This window comes from Streptomyces sp. NPDC056883 (genome assembly GCF_042788835.1).
GTDB lineage: Bacteria > Actinomycetota > Actinomycetes > Streptomycetales > Streptomycetaceae > Streptomyces > Streptomyces stoeckheimensis.
Genome location: NZ_JBHUBS010000012.1, coordinates 202,539 through 219,094, shown reverse-complemented (window position 1 = coordinate 219,094; position 16,556 = coordinate 202,539). Strand labels below are relative to the sequence as shown.

General features: G+C 71.9%; 13 protein-coding genes. 4 read left to right on the top strand and 9 right to left on the bottom strand.

All coding sequences use genetic code 11. The features are described from left to right. Window positions 1-123: 123 nt before the first annotated feature. From ACFRU2_RS27350 to ACFRU2_RS27330, 5 genes are all read right to left on the bottom strand, one after another. Window positions 124-2,898 carry a S8 family serine peptidase gene (locus tag ACFRU2_RS27350; protein WP_382976699.1) on the bottom strand — a complete coding sequence of 925 codons (2,775 nt, stop codon included), beginning with the start codon at window positions 2,896-2,898 and terminating at the stop codon, window positions 124-126. Between the two features lie 404 nt (window positions 2,899-3,302). After that, a complete protein-coding gene (locus ACFRU2_RS27345; RefSeq protein WP_382976697.1) occupies window positions 3,303-4,919 on the bottom strand; it encodes a phospholipase A2 in 1,617 nt (538 codons plus the stop codon). Between the two features lie 212 nt (window positions 4,920-5,131). Further along, window positions 5,132-5,710 (bottom strand): transposase, encoded by a 579-nt coding sequence (locus tag ACFRU2_RS27340; protein WP_382976696.1) that lies wholly within the window; start codon window positions 5,708-5,710, stop codon window positions 5,132-5,134. Window positions 5,711-5,754: 44 nt separating this feature from the next. Next, window positions 5,755-5,928: a hypothetical protein gene (locus ACFRU2_RS27335; RefSeq protein WP_382976694.1), complete on the bottom strand. Its 174-nt coding sequence runs from the start codon at window positions 5,926-5,928 to the stop codon at window positions 5,755-5,757. Between the two features lie 198 nt (window positions 5,929-6,126). Further along, window positions 6,127-6,417, bottom strand: coding sequence for a hypothetical protein (locus ACFRU2_RS27330; protein WP_382976692.1), 291 nt, complete (start codon window positions 6,415-6,417; stop codon window positions 6,127-6,129). A 290-nt stretch (window positions 6,418-6,707) separates the two neighbouring features. Here ACFRU2_RS27330 and ACFRU2_RS27325 point away from each other — a divergent pair, with 290 nt between their 5' ends. Beyond that, entirely contained in the window at window positions 6,708-7,685 is a 978-nt protein-coding gene (locus ACFRU2_RS27325) for a LuxR C-terminal-related transcriptional regulator (RefSeq protein ID WP_382976689.1), read from the top strand. Window positions 7,686-7,795: 110 nt separating this feature from the next. Here the strand turns inward: ACFRU2_RS27325 and ACFRU2_RS27320 are convergent, their stop codons facing one another. The 4 genes from ACFRU2_RS27320 to ACFRU2_RS27305 all read right to left on the bottom strand — a co-directional run bounded on the left by ACFRU2_RS27320 (window position 7,796) and on the right by ACFRU2_RS27305 (window position 12,747). After that, the gene (locus ACFRU2_RS27320) at window positions 7,796-8,416 is read right to left on the bottom strand and encodes a sortase domain-bontaining protein (RefSeq protein WP_382976687.1); all 621 of its coding nucleotides are present in this window, start codon (window positions 8,414-8,416) and stop codon (window positions 7,796-7,798) included. Between the two features lie 181 nt (window positions 8,417-8,597). After that, window positions 8,598-8,807 (bottom strand): hypothetical protein, encoded by a 210-nt coding sequence (locus ACFRU2_RS27315; RefSeq protein WP_250742591.1) that lies wholly within the window; start codon window positions 8,805-8,807, stop codon window positions 8,598-8,600. 115 nt (window positions 8,808-8,922) lie between these two features. After that, a complete protein-coding gene (locus ACFRU2_RS27310; protein ID WP_382976685.1) occupies window positions 8,923-10,833 on the bottom strand; it encodes an MFS transporter in 1,911 nt (636 codons plus the stop codon). A gap of 117 nt (window positions 10,834-10,950) precedes the next feature. After that, window positions 10,951-12,747, bottom strand: a complete 1,797-nt coding sequence (locus ACFRU2_RS27305) for a D-alanyl-D-alanine carboxypeptidase family protein (RefSeq protein ID WP_382976684.1) — start codon at window positions 12,745-12,747, stop codon at window positions 10,951-10,953. 1,399 nt (window positions 12,748-14,146) lie between these two features. On the opposite strand from ACFRU2_RS27305, the gene ACFRU2_RS27300 reads away from it, so the two are divergent. The 3 genes from ACFRU2_RS27300 to ACFRU2_RS27290 all read left to right on the top strand — a co-directional run bounded on the left by ACFRU2_RS27300 (window position 14,147) and on the right by ACFRU2_RS27290 (window position 16,522). Beyond that, window positions 14,147-14,488: a hypothetical protein gene (locus tag ACFRU2_RS27300; protein ID WP_382976682.1), complete on the top strand. Its 342-nt coding sequence runs from the start codon at window positions 14,147-14,149 to the stop codon at window positions 14,486-14,488. Between the two features lie 141 nt (window positions 14,489-14,629). Further along, a complete protein-coding gene (locus tag ACFRU2_RS27295) occupies window positions 14,630-15,364 on the top strand; it encodes a GPP34 family phosphoprotein (RefSeq protein ID WP_250742596.1) in 735 nt (244 codons plus the stop codon). Window positions 15,365-15,637: 273 nt separating this feature from the next. Next, window positions 15,638-16,522, top strand: a complete 885-nt coding sequence (locus ACFRU2_RS27290; RefSeq protein WP_243341875.1) for a helix-turn-helix transcriptional regulator — start codon at window positions 15,638-15,640, stop codon at window positions 16,520-16,522. The last annotated feature ends 34 nt before the right edge of the window (window positions 16,523-16,556 follow it).

The window sequence follows — 16,556 nt, the reverse complement described above, 5'->3', positions numbered from 1 at the left end:
TTGCACCATCGCCGGGGGTTGGTAAAGGCCCAGTTCAAGGGCCTGGGGTGGGGCCACCGCCGCCCGGGAGGGAGGGGGTGGCCCTTCCCTCCCGGGTGGCGATGCATGGCCCCGGGGGCCTGGTCAGGCGGTGGACCAGCCGAAGGCGGTGCCGCCGGCCGGGAGGCCGTTCTGGCCCGGCTGGTGGGTGGTGACGGTGCCGGCTGCTCCGGTGCGGCCGGCGGTCGTGTTGCCCCACGGGAGGGCGTGGACCGCGCCGGACGGCGTCGCGTTCGGGACGCCGATGCGCAGGGCCGAGGTGGTGGCTCCCAGGTGCGAGCCGATGGCGTGGCCGGCCGTCGGGGTGCCGCCCAGGCCGGAGGCGTCGCCCGCCTGGATCCACTGGTCGGTGTCGCCGGGGACGCCGAGCGGGTCGAAGGTCTGCACCGCGCCCGCGTCGGCGGCGCCGCCGACGTCCTTGCCCGGGATGCCGACCGCGAGGACGAGGGTCGCCGGGGTGGCGGGTGCGTCGGGGGCGAGGTTGACCAGGGACACGCTCTGGCCGAGCTGGTCACCGGCGACGGCCGTGCCGGTCACTCCGGCGACCTCGGCGGTGATGGAGGCGACCTTGGTGACGACGCCCGCACCGGTGATGCGGAAGGTGTAGGCCTGACCTGCGTGGTCGACGGGGGCCGAGGCGACCGTCAGGCCCTCGCCGGGCACGCCCACCGCGAGGACGGTGTCCGTGGAGGCGGTCCCGCCGGACGGGGTGTAGGCGACGGCGGAGAGCGAGCCGCCGAACAGGTCGCCGGCCTCGGCGAGGCTGCCGAGGATCGGGTCGTTCTGGTTGAGGCCGATGAGGGGGGTCGGCAGGCCGCTCGCGTTCAGCTCGTGGGTGAGCAGCTGGATGTTGCCCGCGTCGGCCGCGGTGCCGATGGCTTCGTTCGGGGTGCCGATGACGATGTGGTTCGCGGAGGCGGCGATGGTCGAGCCGAACCGGTCGCCGGTCTCGGTGTCGCCGTCCATGGCGGGCTTGTTCTGGTCGGTCGCCACGTTGGTGGTCCCGCGCAGGTAGTAGACGCTGCCGGCGTCCTTGACGGCGCCGATGTCCTTGCCGGGCGCGCCGATCAGCAGGTAGGGCTGGCCCTGGGCGGTGTGCCCGGCGGCGACGGCGTGGCCGAAGCGGTCCTCGGCGACGGAGGCCGCGGCCTTGACGGCGCCTTCGCCCGTGCCCTGGACCAGGTTGAGGGCGGCCTTGCCGGTGGTCAGGCCGCCTGCGGCACCGTAGAGGACGCTGACGGCGCCGGCGTCGGCTTCCGTACCGATGTCCTCGCTCGGGATGCCCACGACGAGGTCGGAGCAGCCGTCCTCGTCGTGGTCGAAGGTGGCCAGGTTCTCACCGAAGGAGTCGCCGGCTTCGGCGTCGTCCGGGACGGTGGCGAGGTCCTGGTGGAACTCGGCCGTGCCCTTGCCGCCGCCGTAGATCACGCGGACCAGACCGGCGCCGGCGTCTCCGCCGACGGCCGCCTTGGGGTCACCGACGACGGTGTCCTCGATGGCGTCGCAGTTGAAGTCGGTGAAGCGGGGGCGCTGCGGCTGCTGCGGGAGGTTGATCTTGAGTCGGGGCGTGACCGCACCCTCGTAGGTGATGGGCGTCCCGCCGTCCTTCAGCAGGGCCTCCAGCTCGGCGAGGGTCTTGCCGGGGTAGGTCTGCCGCAGGATCGCGAGGGCGCCGGCCACGTGGGGCGCGGCCATCGAGGTGCCGTTCTTGGAGGCGAAACCGCCGCCGGGGACGGAGGACACGATGCCGGTGCCGGGGGCGAGCAGGTCCACGAGCGGGCCGCGGTTGCTGAAGGTGGAGAGCTGGTCGTCGTCCGTGGTGGAGCCGACGGTGAGGGCCGAGGGCACGCAGCCGGGGGCGTTGACCGCGTTCGTGTAGCCGTTGTTGCCGGCCGCGACGACGGTGGCGACGCCCTGGCCGAAGAGGGTGTCGATGATCGGCTTACGGGCATCCGTGGCGCAGGCGGCCGTCCAGCGGCCGCCGCCCAGGGACAGGTTCGCGGCGATGATGTTGGTACCGGCGGTCTTGAGGCCCGCGACCTTCTCCAGGGCCTTGATCTGCGAACTGGTGAAGCTGAGGACGCAGGGGCTGGCGCCCGGTCCGCAGTAGGTGTCGGAGGTGAACTTGGAGAACACCTGCATGGCGATGATGTCCGCGCCGGGGGCGACTCCGCGGGCGGGCGCCCCGCTCACACCGGTTCCGTTGCCCGCGGCGATGCCGGCGACGTGGGTGCCGTGGGAGCAGCCGGCGCCGACGGTGGTGCAGGGGCCGCTGTCGGCGTCGGCGCTGCCGGTGCCGTGCTGCTCGGCCGTGCCGTCGGGGCACAGGCTGGTGGCGCCGTAGGCGGCGTCGTTGACGGAGAAGCACGACTCGGCCTTGACCCGGCCCGCGAGGAAGGGGTGGTTGGTGGCGACGCCGGTGTCGAGGATCGCGATCGTGCTGCCGGCGCCGGTCTTCCCCGCGGCGACGGCCACGTCGCTGCCGATCTTCGCGGTGGACTCGTTCAGCGTCGGTTCGACGGGGATGTCCTCGGTGACGCTGACGACGCCCGCCATGGTGCTCAGCGAGTCCAGGCCCGACCGGTTCACGCGGAGGGTGACCATCGGCAGGGTGTCGTAGGAGACGAGGACTTCGCCCGCTTCGGAGGCGGAGGAGAGCTCCGACCGCCCGTCGAGGACGACGTTGACGCGGACGGTGCCGCCGTCCTGGGTCTCGTCGAACAGCGGCGGGTCGATCGCGCCGTTGTCCGCGGCGAACGCCGTGCCGGCGCCCGTCAGGGGGTTGATGGCGACCGGTACGGCGGTGAGTACGGCGGCTACTGCCGAGGCGGCAAGCACGACCCGCGTGGATCTCTTCACTCGTGTCTCCGTGAAAGAGGAGGGGAAGGGGGAGGGGTGGTCATCGGGCGCGCGGGCGAGGGCGAGGCACGGGCGAGGACGACGGGAGCGCAGGCACAGCCGGATCGGAGGCCAGGGGCGCGGTGCGGAACCGGAGTTCAGCGGGGTGGTGCGAAGTTCAGTGGTGCAGAACCGAAGTCCTGCGGCGTGGTGCGAAGTTCAGGGCGGAGGCGCAAGCGCGGGGGAAGGCGCAGGGCTCCGGAGGCGACGTACGAGACGCAGGAGCCGGAGGAGGCGCAGGGCCGGGCGGCCGGGGGGAATCGGGCGCCCGGCTCCTGCGATGTCCGTCGAACGGGTGCGTCAGTCAGTCCGTCGGTCAGTCCGTCAGACCGTCAGTCGATTCGCGGAGCGAACCGGCGGGACGATCAGGTGTTGCGGGCGCCGTTGTACGGGTTGCCGCCGTAGAGGACGCCGAGGTAGTAGCTGTAGGCCAGCTTGTCGCAGGCTCCGCGCACCCACCAGGAGTAGGCCGGGCAGGTGTTGTTCTTCAGCAGGCTGTAGAACGCGCCGTCCGCGGCGTAGTCCTTGCTGCGGTCCAGGTAGTAGCTGTAGCCCTTCCAGGTGTTGCCGATGGTGCCGTAGGCGTAGTCGTGCGCGTCGCACGCCGAGCGGAAGTCGAAGCCGCCGGGCCGGTCGTACGAGTCGGTGCAGTGGTCGAAGAAGACTCCGCGGACCCAGTAGCCGGTGGGCGTCTGCTTCCAGGACGGCCAGCGCCAGCCGTAGTGGGCCACGGGGGTGCTGCAGTCGCCCCACCAGCGGATCCACGCCTCCGGGGAGGAGCAGGAGCGCGGGTTGGCCTGCGGGTCGGAGATGTCACCGCCGAGGAACTTCTCGGAGGGCGGGCTGACCCCGTCGGGGTTCTCCTGGCCCGGCGCCATGGAGCCGGCGTCGGGCAGGGTACCGCTGGTCTCGCGGGCCTGCGGGGCGGCTGCGGCGCCGCTGAACGTCAGCTCCCACGCGCCGCCGGTGCCGCTCGTCAGGGTCGAGAGGCGGTCGTTGCCGTCGTAGGTGTAGGCGTTGAGCTCGCTGCCCTCGGCCGGGTTCTTGACCTCTCGGAGCAGACCGGAGGCCTCGTAGGTGTAGCGGGCCAGGGTCTGGACGGTCTGGCCGGTGGTGACCGTGATGTCCTTGACCTGGCCGGCCACGTCACCGAGGGTCGAGCCCGTCGCGGTGGTCGCGGTGGCGTAGTTCAGGGCGAGGGACTGCGCGGGGTTGTCACCGCGGGCGGGCTCGCTGACGGTGGCGACGCGGCCCTGGCCGTCGTAGGCGACGGTGGTGGACTTGTACGCCTTGTTGCCGACGCTGGTGACGCGCCAGGTGTCACCGGTGCCCGACACCTGCTTCCAGGTGTACGTGGGGTTGAGGTCGGCCGCCGGGATGGGGTTGCCGTCCGCGCCCTTGGGGCCGTTGTCGCCCTCGGCCGCGGCGCCCATGGCGATGTTCAGCGTCTCGGTGATGTTCGACTTCATCTCACCGGCGAGGTCGTCCCAGGTCACGTTCTCGACCAGGGTCGAACCGTCGGACGCCTTGTAGGTGTTGATGCTGCCGCCGCCCGGAGCCTCCAGGGAGTCGGTCAGGTCGTAGCGGGTGTACGAGGCGCTGTCCAGGTCGGTGGTGGTGATCGACCCCGAGTCCTGCGTCAGCTTGCGGTTCAGCTGGCCACCGACGAACTCGGCTTCCCAGCTGGGACCGAAGACTCCGAGGTCGGAGCGGGTCTGGGGGGCGTCCTGGGCCTGCGAGACCCCGCCCTGCGCCTGGCCGGCGACGGTGTGCGTACGGCCCATGAGGCCGGCCGCGATGTCGGTCTCGCTGATCTCGTAACTGTTGGTCGCGGACTCGTACATGCCCGGGCCGATGTTCTGGATCTCACCCGCGGCGAGGGGCGCGCTGGGCACCTCTTCGGCGGCGGAGGCCGAGAAGTTCTGGGGGAGCAGCAGGGCCATGGACATGGCCGCCACGATGGGGAGCGCTGATCTGCGCACGGTAAACCTTTCGACGGGTGTTCGGGTGGGGTGCGGAAGTCTGTTCCGGTGCGATGCCGCTGCCGCTGCTCGTGGGCAGGACGGTCAGGGGCAGGGCTCTGCCCGGGGCATGGCTGTGCCACGGGAGCGGCGGAGAGGGGTTCAGGTGAGGGGGTCAGGCGAGGGGCGGGCCTGCGGACCCTGACCGGAGGGGGCCGGGGTGAGCGGCTCGGTCAGGCAACCCGGGCCCGGGACGGGGCGCCGGCCTGCGTACTGGCCTGCGTACGGATCTGCGTACGGGCCTGCGTGCGGGTCTGGGCCTGGATGTCCGTAGGGGTCGTACGGGCCGCGAGACCGGGTCGGTCCGTGAGCTCGGTGAGGTCCGTGAGCTCGGTGAGGTCCGTGAGCTCGGTGAGGTCCGTGACGTCCGGCCTGCGGGACCGGGCCGCCTCGGCGACGCGTTCGGCCCAGTCGCGTACCGGTGCGGAGATGTGGGGCGTGGCCCGGGCGGTGGCCGCCATCCGGTTCCACAGGTCCTCCTCGCACCACTGGCCGAAGCGCCGGTGGGCGTTCTGCCAGGAGACGGGGAAGGACTTCGGTAGTGCGCGCCAGGATTCGCCGCTCACCAGGATGTACAGGACCGCTGCGAACACGGCCTCCTCGTCCGCCCTGCGGGTGCCGCCTCCTTGGGGGCGGACCGTACCGGTGGCGAGCAGGTGTCGTGCCAGTGGCCAGAGGGCCGTCGGGGACAGCCAGGCGAATCGGCCGGTGGTGCGGGAAGGCGCTCCCCGCCGGGCCGCTGCGGTCACCATCGGTGCCTCGCGGACCCTGTTCCCCCCGGACCGGAGGCCGGTGCTCAGCTGTCCGCTCCGTTCGCGATGACCGGGGCGGGGGAGTCCCAGCGCCAGTCCGCCTGGTGCGTCGCACCGTCCGAACCGGTGATCTGTGCGGCCACTCCGGTGACGGCTCCGGTGAGGAGCGCGGTGGCGGTGACTGCGACGAGCGTGGCGGACTTGAGACGGCTAAGCATGACTGGATTCCCCCGAGTTGAGCGGCGTTCCCTGCTGACGTGATCAAGGTTGCCGCAGGTGAAGGGGGCGATCTAGGGGTCTTGGCTGTCCTGGACCCGACATGTCTTACACCGGACAGGGTGGCCTCGGAAGCGCCTGTCGGGGCGGTCGTCAGCCGGTCGCCAGGCCGGTCGTCAGCCGGTCGCCAGGCCGGTTCGTCAGACCGGTTCGTCGAGGACCAGCAGCGGTACCTCGGCCTTCAGCAGGGTCCACGCGTCGGCCCCGGCCGTCCGGCGCACGGCGAGGTGCCAGGCCACCGCCGCCCGCTGCTCGGCGGTGTGCAGGTCAGGGGCCTTGAGGTAGACGCCGAGCACCGGCTCCCCGGTCGCCCGCACGTGCCGGACGGCCATTTCGACCGTCGGCTCGACCTCGGAGAGGGCGGCCTCCACACCGGTCGGCAGGTCGCCCACCCCCGGAGGGGCACTCAGGTACAAGTGGACGAGATACATAAAACCTCCTGATTCAGCTCCATTAGGTGGAATTTCCTCATCAAACGTGCTTCGCCGGCGGGAAGTCGACCGCCCCGGGCGGAGCAGGGGGAGCACCGGACAACCGGCATGGCCGCATTCGTCAGATCGGCCGGATTTCTCCGCTGGATTCCGTGCCGAGCGCCCTTCGATCGGGCGGCCGATCAAGCTAGCCTGACGCACGTAAACAGGGCATGTGAGCTGCGCCGATATGCCATGCATGGTCTTCCAGGGGGTGGGCGACAATGTTCGGTCGACTAGAACTCGATGACGTGACCGCAACGGTCTATCGAAGCAAACTGGCCAATCCCCAGGACGGTGTTCTGGAGCTGGCAGGGCGCCTCGGGCTGGCCCCGGAGGACGTACGCCGCTCACTGGCCCTGCTCAGCGAAATGGCGCTGCTGCGCGGCGGCGGGGGCGATCCCGAACAGGGCCGCGCAATCGATCCGCAGCTCGCCCTCCAGCTCCTCCAGGCCCGCCAGCAGGCCGAACTCGCCGCCCAGCAGCAGCGCATGGAGGCCACGCGGGCCGCCGTCGTCGGCCTGATGGCCGAGATCGCCGACTCCTCGTCGCAGGAGTCCTCCAGATCCGGGATCCGGTACCTGGAGGGCATCGACGCGATCCGGGACCAGATCGAGCTGCTGTCCGCCGGGACCCGCTCCGAGGTGCTGTCGTTCGCCCCCGACTCGCAGATGTCCCAGGCGAGCATCGAGGCGGCCCGGCCGCTGAACCTGCGCAACGTCGAGCAGGGCATCGTGATGCGGACCATCTACCTCGACAGCATCCGCCACGACAACCAGGCCCGGGAGTACGCGACGTGGCTGGAGAGCGTCGGCGCCCACATCCGCACCAGCCCGGTCCTGCCCAACCGCCTGACCATCGTGGACCGCCGCAGCGCCCTGGTGGCCGTCGACGAGAAGAACACCGCGGCCGCGGCGGCGCTGGTCACCAGCCCGGGCCTCATCTCCCTGCTGGTCACGCTCTTCGAGCACATCTGGGAAGCCGCGACCCCCCTCGGGCCGACGGCGGCGCCCTGCTCCCCGGAGCTCCTCACGCGTCAACAGGCCGCGGTACTGCAGCTCATGGCCGAGGGCCGGACGGACGAGGCCATCGCCCACAGCCTGGGCGTCTCCACGCGCACCGTGGGCCGCGTGATCACCGGGCTGCTGACCCACCTGGGCGTCCGCAGCCGGTTCCAGGCCGGAATGCGCGCGGTCCAGTACGGATACCTGTCGCACTCCTCCCACTGACACCAAGGCACCCCCTCCTCGTCCTGGTCACTGCCGGCCGCCGACGATAGGCCCCCGCCCCGCCCGCGGGTCAAGGAACTGTCTCGGGTGGTCGCGCGAAACCGGCGGGGTCAGGCCACCAGGTCGGCGTAGAGGATCACGTTGTTGGTGCGGTGGCCGTCCTTGATCTCGCCGCCGCAGGTCAGCAGGCGCAGCTCGGGGCGGTTGGTTTCCCCGTAGACCTTGTCGGTCGGGAAGTCCTTCTTCGCGACGTCCTCGATCTCGCGGATCGCGAACCTGGCCGTCTTCCCGTCCTCGCGCGGCACCTCGATCAGGTCACCGAGCTTGATCTTCTTGACGTTCTTCATCACCGCGGGCCCGTACTTCGTGTCGAAGTGCGCCACCAGGACGGCCGCCCCCTTCTCGCCCGGAGTCACGCCCTGGGTCCACCAGCCCGGGTTGTCCGCGTCGGTGTCCGCGTTCGGCACACCGAGCTCGCCCGTCGCCGGGTCCACCGTGAGGTCGACCATCTTCCTCGCGTCCACGCCCGCCGCGTCGATCTTCATGCCGGTCGGCTTCGACCCCGGGAGGGCGGGCGCCGCCTCGCCCGTGCGCGCGGGGGCCGCCGTGCTGCCCACCTGGGGGTCCGGCGGCAGTTTGGTCCCCCCACCGGTGCCGCACGCCGTGAGGGCCCCGCACGCGGCGAGGGTGGCGAGCGCCGCGACGGCGGCGGTACGGGCAGTGGCGCGCATGTGTGTGTCCCTCGGGTCGGCGTCGCCTGCGGTGGCGACGAACACGACGTTACGAGGGTCGGGTCAGGGTCGTCCGTCGGGAACGTAACAGCCGGCCGGACGCCACCCCGCGAAGCCGTTAAGGCAGACGAAAGCCCTTCCGGCCGGAGCCGGAAGGGCCGCATCACGACATTCTCAATTCTCAGCTGAGGCCTCTGCTGCGCTCTCCGATGCGGTCGCCCTGCGGGGTCCCGGCCCGCTTGAGTTCCGCCTTCGTGTGCGCTCCGCCCTTGACCTTGCTCCGGATCGGGCCGGAGAAGCCGTGCGCGTGCTGCACGGTGCGGGGCAGGTTGGTCGCTTCCGCGGCCTTCGCGACAGCCGCCTGGAAGTCCTGCTTCTGCTCTTTGCTCATCCCGTCGTCACTCCCTAAAAAGACTCGGGGCACCCAATCGGACTACTGGGATCGTATGCACATATAGGCCCCAACGCACCCGGACCGGACGTAAAGAATGTTCGATCAAGGCCGGTCAAGGGCGCGGCGACGACGGCCGCTGCGGCGGCCCCAGCACCTCGTAGAGCAGCTCGTCCGGACAGGGCGTGCCCCGCGGAATCTGGTACTTCGCCGCGATCCGGTACTCCCCCGGCGCCGGGACCAGCAGCTCCGTCCACTCGTCCCCGGTCCCGTCCGAGGGCGCCTTGAACAGGCATCCGGCCGTGTTCGCGTAGACCTTGGGCGGGGTGACCTCGCCCTTCGGCACCGCCTTCCCGGCGGCCTTCGAGGCCTCCGTCTCCTGCGGCGACTCCACCGGCTTGCCGGCGCCGTCCACCAGGCCCAGCCACGGGGAATGCGGGATGCGCACCAGCACCCGTCCGGCCTGCTTCACGTCGATGACCAGCTGGTCGGCACTGGCCCGCACCACCGTCGCGGGGCCGGCGACCAGGTTCGTCGGGTCCGTGACCTTGAAGAGCTGCCAGTTCGCGTCGCCCCACACCTGCTGGAGGTACGGGAGCCCCTCGCGCACCAGCTTCGCCTCGTCCCGCCCGCCCTCATCGGGTTTGTCGGCGGGGAGCACCACGTAGTGCACGGCCCAGCGGTCCAGCCACTCGCGGTAGCTGTCGGCCGTCAGGGTGTCGTCGTAGAAGACCGGGTTGCGCTCCAGGTCGGCCTGCCGGTTCCAGCCGCGCGCGAGGTTCACGTACGCGGGGAAGGCGGAGGACTCGCGGTGGCTGCTGGCCGGGACCACCTCGACGCGGCCCCGGTCGGCGCCCGCCTTCTGGAGCTGGTCCACCAGCGGGGCGAGCTCCCGGCTCCAGGAGGCCAGCGGGGTGGTGCGGACGATGTCGGTGACGCTGTTGACGGTGATCCAGGCGGTCACTCCGGTCAGCGCGAGGAGCAGCCCGTACCAGCGGCGCGTGCGCGGGGCCTCGTACGGGAGGGCGGCGAGCAGCACCACCCCGCCGAAGAGCATCGCCAGCCGGGTCACGTTCGAGCCGACCTGGGATTCGATCGACCAGGTCAGCGCCACCCCGAGGGCGTAGATCGCGGACGCGGTCCTGACCGATTTCCAGCTCTTCGGCACGAGGAACAGCGCGGCCAGCGCGCACGCGAACGGCAGCGCCGCCGAGATCAGCTTCATCGGCTGGGTCCCCGAGAAGGGGAACAGCCAGGAGGACAGCCCGACCACCGCCGCCGGGGCCAGGCCGAGGGCGTACGCGCCGGGGCGGCGGCCGTTCAGGAACAGCGCGGCCGCGATCACCCCGAGGAACAGCCCGGCGACCGGGCTGGAGGCGGTGGCGATCGCCGCGAGCGGAGCCGCCACGGCGGCCTTCGCCCAGCGCCGCTCGGCCCATTTGCGGGGCCAGCAGAAGACGGCGGCGACGGCCCCGAGCGCGAACATCGCGCCGAGCCCGAAGGTGACGCGGCCCGACACGGCGTTGCACAGCAGCCCGTACACCCCGGCCAGGGCGGGCCACAGGGGCTCGCGGACGGCTCCCCGGCAGCGGGTCAGGATCATCGCGAGCAGCCCGGCCGAGACCGTGCCGGCGATCATCATCGTGGTGCGGACGCCGAGCACGTGCATCACGTACGGCGAGACCACGCTGTACGAGACCGGGTGCATGCCGCCGTACCAGGCGAGGTTGTACGCCGAGTCGGGATGGCGGCCCACGAACTCGGCCCAGGCGTCCTGCGCGGCGAGGTCGCCGCCGCTGTTGGCGACGGCGAAGAACCAGATCACGTGCAGCAGCCCGGCCAGCGCGGTGGCCACGGCGACGGGGTGCCGGCGGGCCCAGCCGAGCGCACGGCCGACCGGCCCGGGGGCGGCCTGAGGGCCGGCCTGCGGGCTCGGGGCAGCCGGGTCAGCCGGGGCCCGGGGCGGAACCCCGTCCCGGCCCCGGGCCTGCTCCCGGCCCTGTTCCTGCCGCTCAGCGGTGGTCACGCCGACGTACTCCCCACTCCGGTCCCTCGGGTGCGCCCCTCGGGTGCGTCCCTCGGTTCGTAGACGCGGTCCGGCACCCCGGGGTTGCCCCGGGGCGCCGGACCCGCGCCGCGCTCGTCAGCCGACGCGCGTCAGCTTCTTGCCGATGCCGGGTGCGGTGAGGTCGCTCTGCAGCGCCACCGGCACCTTCACCTGGCTGGCGCCCTCGCCGACGGTCAGCATGCCGATCTCCGAGCCCGCCTTGGCGGTCTGCGGGAGCTGGGTGGCCCCGTCGGCCAGCTTGATGGCAATGGTGAGGGTCGGCCAGCCGACCGCCTCCACGTCGGCGGTGGCCACGACCGGGACCCGGGTGCCGAGGCCGTCGTCCACGTAGCCGACGACGGAACCCTTCTTGACGACGGGCGCTGCCGTGAGCATCTTCTGCGTGGCCAGCATGATGTTCTTGCTCGCCGCGATCGCGGTGCCGAGGATCGGCACGCCGTGCTGGCCGAGGACCGCTCCGACGATCAGCTGGTTGGTCTTGCCGACCTTCTTCTGGGCGGCGAAGAGCAGGTTGCCGCCGGCCTTGCTCGTGGAGCCGGTCTTGATGCCGAGCGAGTCGTTGAACGGAACCAGGTCGTTGTAGTTCCGCCACTTCTTGCCCGTGGGGTCCACCCACTCCGGCTTCTTGGTGATCGCGATCAGCTCCGGCATCTCGACGATCTTGAGGCCGAGCTTGACCTGGTCCTCGGCGGTGCTGACCGTGGTCGCGTCCAGACCCGAGGGGTCCGTGTACGTGGTGTTGGTCATGCCGAGTTCCTTGGCGGTGTCGTTCATCTTCTTGACGAACGCCTCCTGCCCGCCGTCCCAGCGCGCGAGGAGTCGCGCGACGTTGTTGGCGGACGGGATCATGATCGCGTTGAGGGCGTCCTCCTGGGAGATCTTGTCGCCCTCCTTCAGGTTGTTGACCGTGGACTCGCCCTCGGTCTCCTTCTTGCCGTCCTCGACCGCCGTCTTGTCGACGGGGATCATCTGGCCCTTCTCCCCCTTCTTCATGGGGAAGTCCTTGAGGATGACGTAGGCGGTCATGGCCTTGGCGACACTGCCGATCGCCACGGGCTTCTGCTCCCCGAAGCTCCCGACGGGGCCGAGGCCGGCCGCGGCCATGTAGGCCTGGCCCTCCTTCGGCCACGGCAGGGACGGGGCCCCGCCCTCGAAGGTGTACGAGGTGTTCGCGGTCACCTTCAGCGTGGGCTTGGGCAGCGGCCGCACGAGCTGGACGACGGCGAGCACCACCGCGAGGAGCACCAGGATGGGCGCGTAGATCTTGAACCGCCGTACGGCGGTCCGGGCGGCGCTCGGCGGCGGGGGCGGGTTGTTGGTGAGGTCCGCCAGCATGTCGAGCGGCGGCTTGGGCGGCAGCGGCTGCTGCGTGGTCCGCTCCGGGGACTCCCGCGTCACGGGGGTCCGCACGCCGGGGTCGACGGGGGGCCGCACGCCCGGGGTGACGGGGGCCCGCACACCGGGGTCGACCGGAGTCCGCAGCGGAGCCTGCGCCGCGGCCGCAGCCGGGGTACCCGTGGGCCGCGGAGCCCCGGGCGCGGGGGGCGCGCCGGGCGCGCCCGTGGCGGGCCGGACGGGTGCGTCGTCGGTCCGCAGCGGTACGAAGGTGCTCGCCCGCTCCCCACCCTGCCTGGCGGAGCCGGGAGCGGCCGGGTCCGCGGTACCGGGCTTGGCGGTGCCCTGCCCGGGGGCGGCCGGGTTGGCGGTGCCGGGCTTGAAGGCCCGGAACACAGCCGTCCGCTCGCTGTCGACGGGCTCGTCGTCGGCCGGGGCGGCCGGAGCCGGGGGCTTCACCGCCCGGAACACCGCAGTCCGCTCGCTGTCCTCCGCCGCCCCGCCTTCGCCGGCCCCGGGCTTGACCGCCCGGAACACCGCGGTCCGCTCACTGTCGACGCCCCCACCGGAGGCGGGGGCACCGGGAGCACCGGGAGCACCGGGAGCACCGGGAGCACCGGGAGCACCGGGAGCACCGGGAGCACCGGGAGCACCGGGCGGAGTCTGGGCACCCGAAGGCGCCCGAGTGCCCGAGGAAGCCGGGCCACCGAAGGCCGCCGGAGCGCCCGAGGAAGCCGGGCCACCCGAGGCCGCCTGGCCGCCCGAAGCAGCCGGAGCGCCCGGGGTCCCCGGAATGCCCGAGGCTCCCGGGGCGGGCCGAGTACCGGCCGAAGCCGGGCCACCGGAAGCCGCCGGAGTGCCCGGCGCAGCCGAGGTGCCCGCGGACGGCCGAGCGCCCGGGGCAGCCGGAGCGCCGGAAGCCGCCTGGCCGCTCGGAGCTGCCGCGGCATCCCGGGCCGCCGAAGCACCCGAGGCAGCCGCGGACGGTCGGACGGCCGAAGAACCCGGGCCGCCGGAAGCCGCCTGGCCGCTCGGAGCTGCCGCGGCATCCCGGGCCGCCGGAGTGCCCGAGGAACCCCCGGACGGCCGAGTACCCGCCGAAGCCGGAGCGCCGGAAGCCGCCTCGTTGTTCGAAGCTGCCGCGGCATCCGGGCCCGCCGAAGCACCCGAGGCAGCCGCGGACGGTCGGACGGCCGAAGAAGCCGGGCCGCCGGAAGCCGCCTGGCTACCCGGCGCAGCCGGAGCATCCGGCGCTGCCGAGGTGCCCGCGGACGGCCGGGTACCCGGTGCAGCGGAAGCCGCCTGGGCGCCCGAGGCAGTCGAAGGGGCCGTCGTGCGGAACACGGCCGTGCGCTCGCTGTCGGCGGGCTCCGCCGGGGCCGAAGCGGAATCCGTGGGGCGACCGGTGGAGGCCGGCGGTGTGACCGTACGGAACACCGCGGTGCGCTCGCTGTCGACCGAGCCGGAGCCGGCCGCGGGCTCGTCCGAGGTAGAACCGGAACCCTTGGGCAGAGCCGTACGGAACGACGCCGTGCGGTCGCTCTCCACCGGCGCGGCGCCGGCCGCAGGCTCGCCCGAGGCGCCGGAACCGGAACCCGAAGGGAGACCCGTGCGGCCGCTCTCGACCTGCGCGGCAGCAGCAGCCGACTCACCGGGAGCGGAACCCGCAGAGCGGTCCGCATCGGCCGGCGGCGTCGCAGCGCGGAAGGTGGCCGCACGGTCGCCGCCCGCGGACGCGGAAGAAGAAGCGGAACCGGGTGCGGAATCAGAAGGCGTGGGGCCGTCGGCGGCCGCGGGAGGGGTCGCGGTACGGGACCCGACCGCGGGCCGGTCGGCGTCCGCGCCACCCGCACGCACGGAAGCGGAATCACGGGAAGCCGCGGAATCGGCGGAATCCGCAGCCGGGGGCGTCACCGTAGGCTCGCTCTCGGCACGCGTGGCAGCGGCATCGCCGCCCCCGGACCCCGAAGCCGAAGCCGCCTCCGGCGGCAGCACCTCGAAGACCTCGGTCCGCGCACCCGGCGCACTCGGCGCGGCCGGCGCGTCGGACGGCTCGTCCTCCGCCGTGGCCACCCACGCGGCCACCGCTTCGCGCAGCGGATCGCGCTCCGCGGACCCGTCCTCCGAGTCCCTCGGGCGGAACAGCGATGCCCTCGGGTCACGCCCCTCGGACGACTCCGCCGTCCCCGACGTTCCTTCATCAACCGACTTGTCGGGGGACTCGCCCGCCACCAGTTCCTCCTCGTTCGCCTTCACGTCCGGCTGTCCGAATGTCTAACAGTGTCCCGTCTAGGGGGCATCGCCCCCGTGCTAGACGAGAACGACATAGCTGACGGTTCCCCCACAAAGCGGCCAGGCACTCTCGACAGATGAATGTGAGAGGCGTCACCCTGTCACTCATCCACGCGGGGAGGCATGGATGGGCAAGAGCCGCAGAACGATTCCGGAGGAGCTTTTGCTGCTCGCCTTGGACCCGGCCACGGGTACCACGGCGCAGCCGCAGTCGCTCGACCTCGGCCTGGCCGGGGCACAGCTAGTGGAGCTGGCTCTGGCAGGACGGATAGCCCCTGATGGGGATCGTATCGCCGTGGTGATGCCACGGCCGACAGGAGATCCGACTCTGGACTCCGCACTGGAACTGCTGCGCAGGCGCGGCAGCCCGGTTCGGGCGGTCCACTGGATCGGCGGACCCCGATTGGGGCTCCGTCAGATTTACCTCGCTCACCTGGAGCGTTGCGGCATGGTGCATGCCGTCGCGGGCCAGATGTGCGGGGTGCTGCCGACGACTCGCTACCAAGCGACCGACACAGCGATCAGCCGGGAGATCCGTGGCCGGCTGGACAGTGCGATCCGCACCGGCGTACCGCCGGACCCGCGGACCGCGGCGCTTGCCGCACTGGCCCACGCGGTCGGGCTCGGCAAGCACCTGTACCCCGGCAACGAGGGGCGGTCGTCCAGGTCCCGGCTCCGGGACCTGATCCGGCACGACCCGATGGGCGGACTGGTGGCTCACGCCGTCATGGACGTCCAGAACGGCGTGGCCGCACAGCCGCGCCGCGACCGGGCACCGGCCCAGCCCGCCAGGGCAACGGCGGCAGCCGTTCCGCTGCAGCCGCGCCGGACCGGTGCGATGGCCCGCGCGGCCGCGCACTGATCCACCGGCAGGACACGTAGGGCAAGCAGGACAGGCAGGACACGCACGACAGGCACGACAGGCACGGCAAGCAGGACACGCAGGGCAGCAGTCATCGCAACCGCCTACGCGCGGGGCGACGGGGCCGGTACGCCGGTTCCGTCGGCCCGCGCGTTTGCTTTTCCCGCCCGTTCCCCAGCGGGGTCGCGTGCTTCGGTGGCAGTCTGCTCACCAGCAGACACGCAGAGAGACAGCAAAGAGACAGCAACAGAAGAAGGCGGAGGTGCCGTTCACGTGGCGTCCAATGTCAATCCCACCGTCCGACGCCGCCGACTGGGCATGGAGTTGCGCAAACTGCGCGAGGACAAAGGCATGACGGCCGAGCAGGTCGCGGAACGCCTGCTCGTCTCCCAGTCGAAGATCAGCCGGCTGGAGAACGGCCGCCGTTCCATCAGTCAGCGCGACGTCCGCGATCTGTGCGACGTCTACGAGGTCGAGGACCGCCGGCTCGTCGACTCCCTCATGCAGATGGCCAAGGATTCCCGCCAGCAGGGCTGGTGGCACGCCTTCGGCGACATCCCGTACAGCGTCTACATCGGGCTGGAGACGGACGCCGCCAGCCTGCGCACCTACGAACCCCTGGTGATCCCGGGGCTGCTCCAGACCCCGGAGTACGCCCAGTCGCTGGTCCGCGGCGCGTGGCCGGAGACGGCTCCGGTCGACGTGGAGAAGCGCGTCCAGGTCCGGATGCACCGCCAGAAGCGGCTCCACGAGACCGAGAACAGCAATCCCGAGATCGGACCCCTGCGCCTGTGGGCGGTCATCGACGAGGCCGCCCTGCGGCGGCACGTGGGCGATGCGCAGCTCATGATCCGGCAGCTGGAGTTCCTGATAGAGCAGTCGGAGAAGCCGCACGTCACGGTCCAGGTGATGCCCTTCTCGGTGGGCGCCCACCCGGGCGTCAACGGCCAGTACGCCATTCTGGAATTCCCGGACGCTTCGGACTCGACGGTCGTCTACATCGAGGGCGTGACGAGCGACCTGTACCTGGAGAAAGCCAATGACGTCCAGAAATACAGCGTGATGTACGAACATCTGCGCGCACAGGCCCACAATGTGGACCAGACGCGGCAGTTCATCGCGCAGATCATCGAGGACTTCGCGGGCAAGGGGAAATGAGGGCCGGCGAAAAGGCCGGTACGGTACACCGTCA

Bases quoted from the DNA above. Each gene is read 5' to 3' on its own strand.
- ACFRU2_RS27340 (WP_382976696.1), bottom strand. From the start codon at position 5,710: ATGGTGACCGCAGCGGCCCGGCGGGGAGCGCCTTCCCGCACCACCGGC.
- ACFRU2_RS27335 (WP_382976694.1), bottom strand. From the start codon at position 5,928: ATGCTTAGCCGTCTCAAGTCCGCCACGCTCGTCGCAGTCACCGCCACC.
- ACFRU2_RS27330 (WP_382976692.1), bottom strand. From the start codon at position 6,417: ATGTATCTCGTCCACTTGTACCTGAGTGCCCCTCCGGGGGTGGGCGAC.
- ACFRU2_RS27320 (WP_382976687.1), bottom strand. From the start codon at position 8,416: ATGCGCGCCACTGCCCGTACCGCCGCCGTCGCGGCGCTCGCCACCCTC.
- ACFRU2_RS27315 (WP_250742591.1), bottom strand. From the start codon at position 8,807: ATGAGCAAAGAGCAGAAGCAGGACTTCCAGGCGGCTGTCGCGAAGGCC.
- ACFRU2_RS27295 (WP_250742596.1), top strand. From the start codon at position 14,630: ATGGGCAAGAGCCGCAGAACGATTCCGGAGGAGCTTTTGCTGCTCGCC.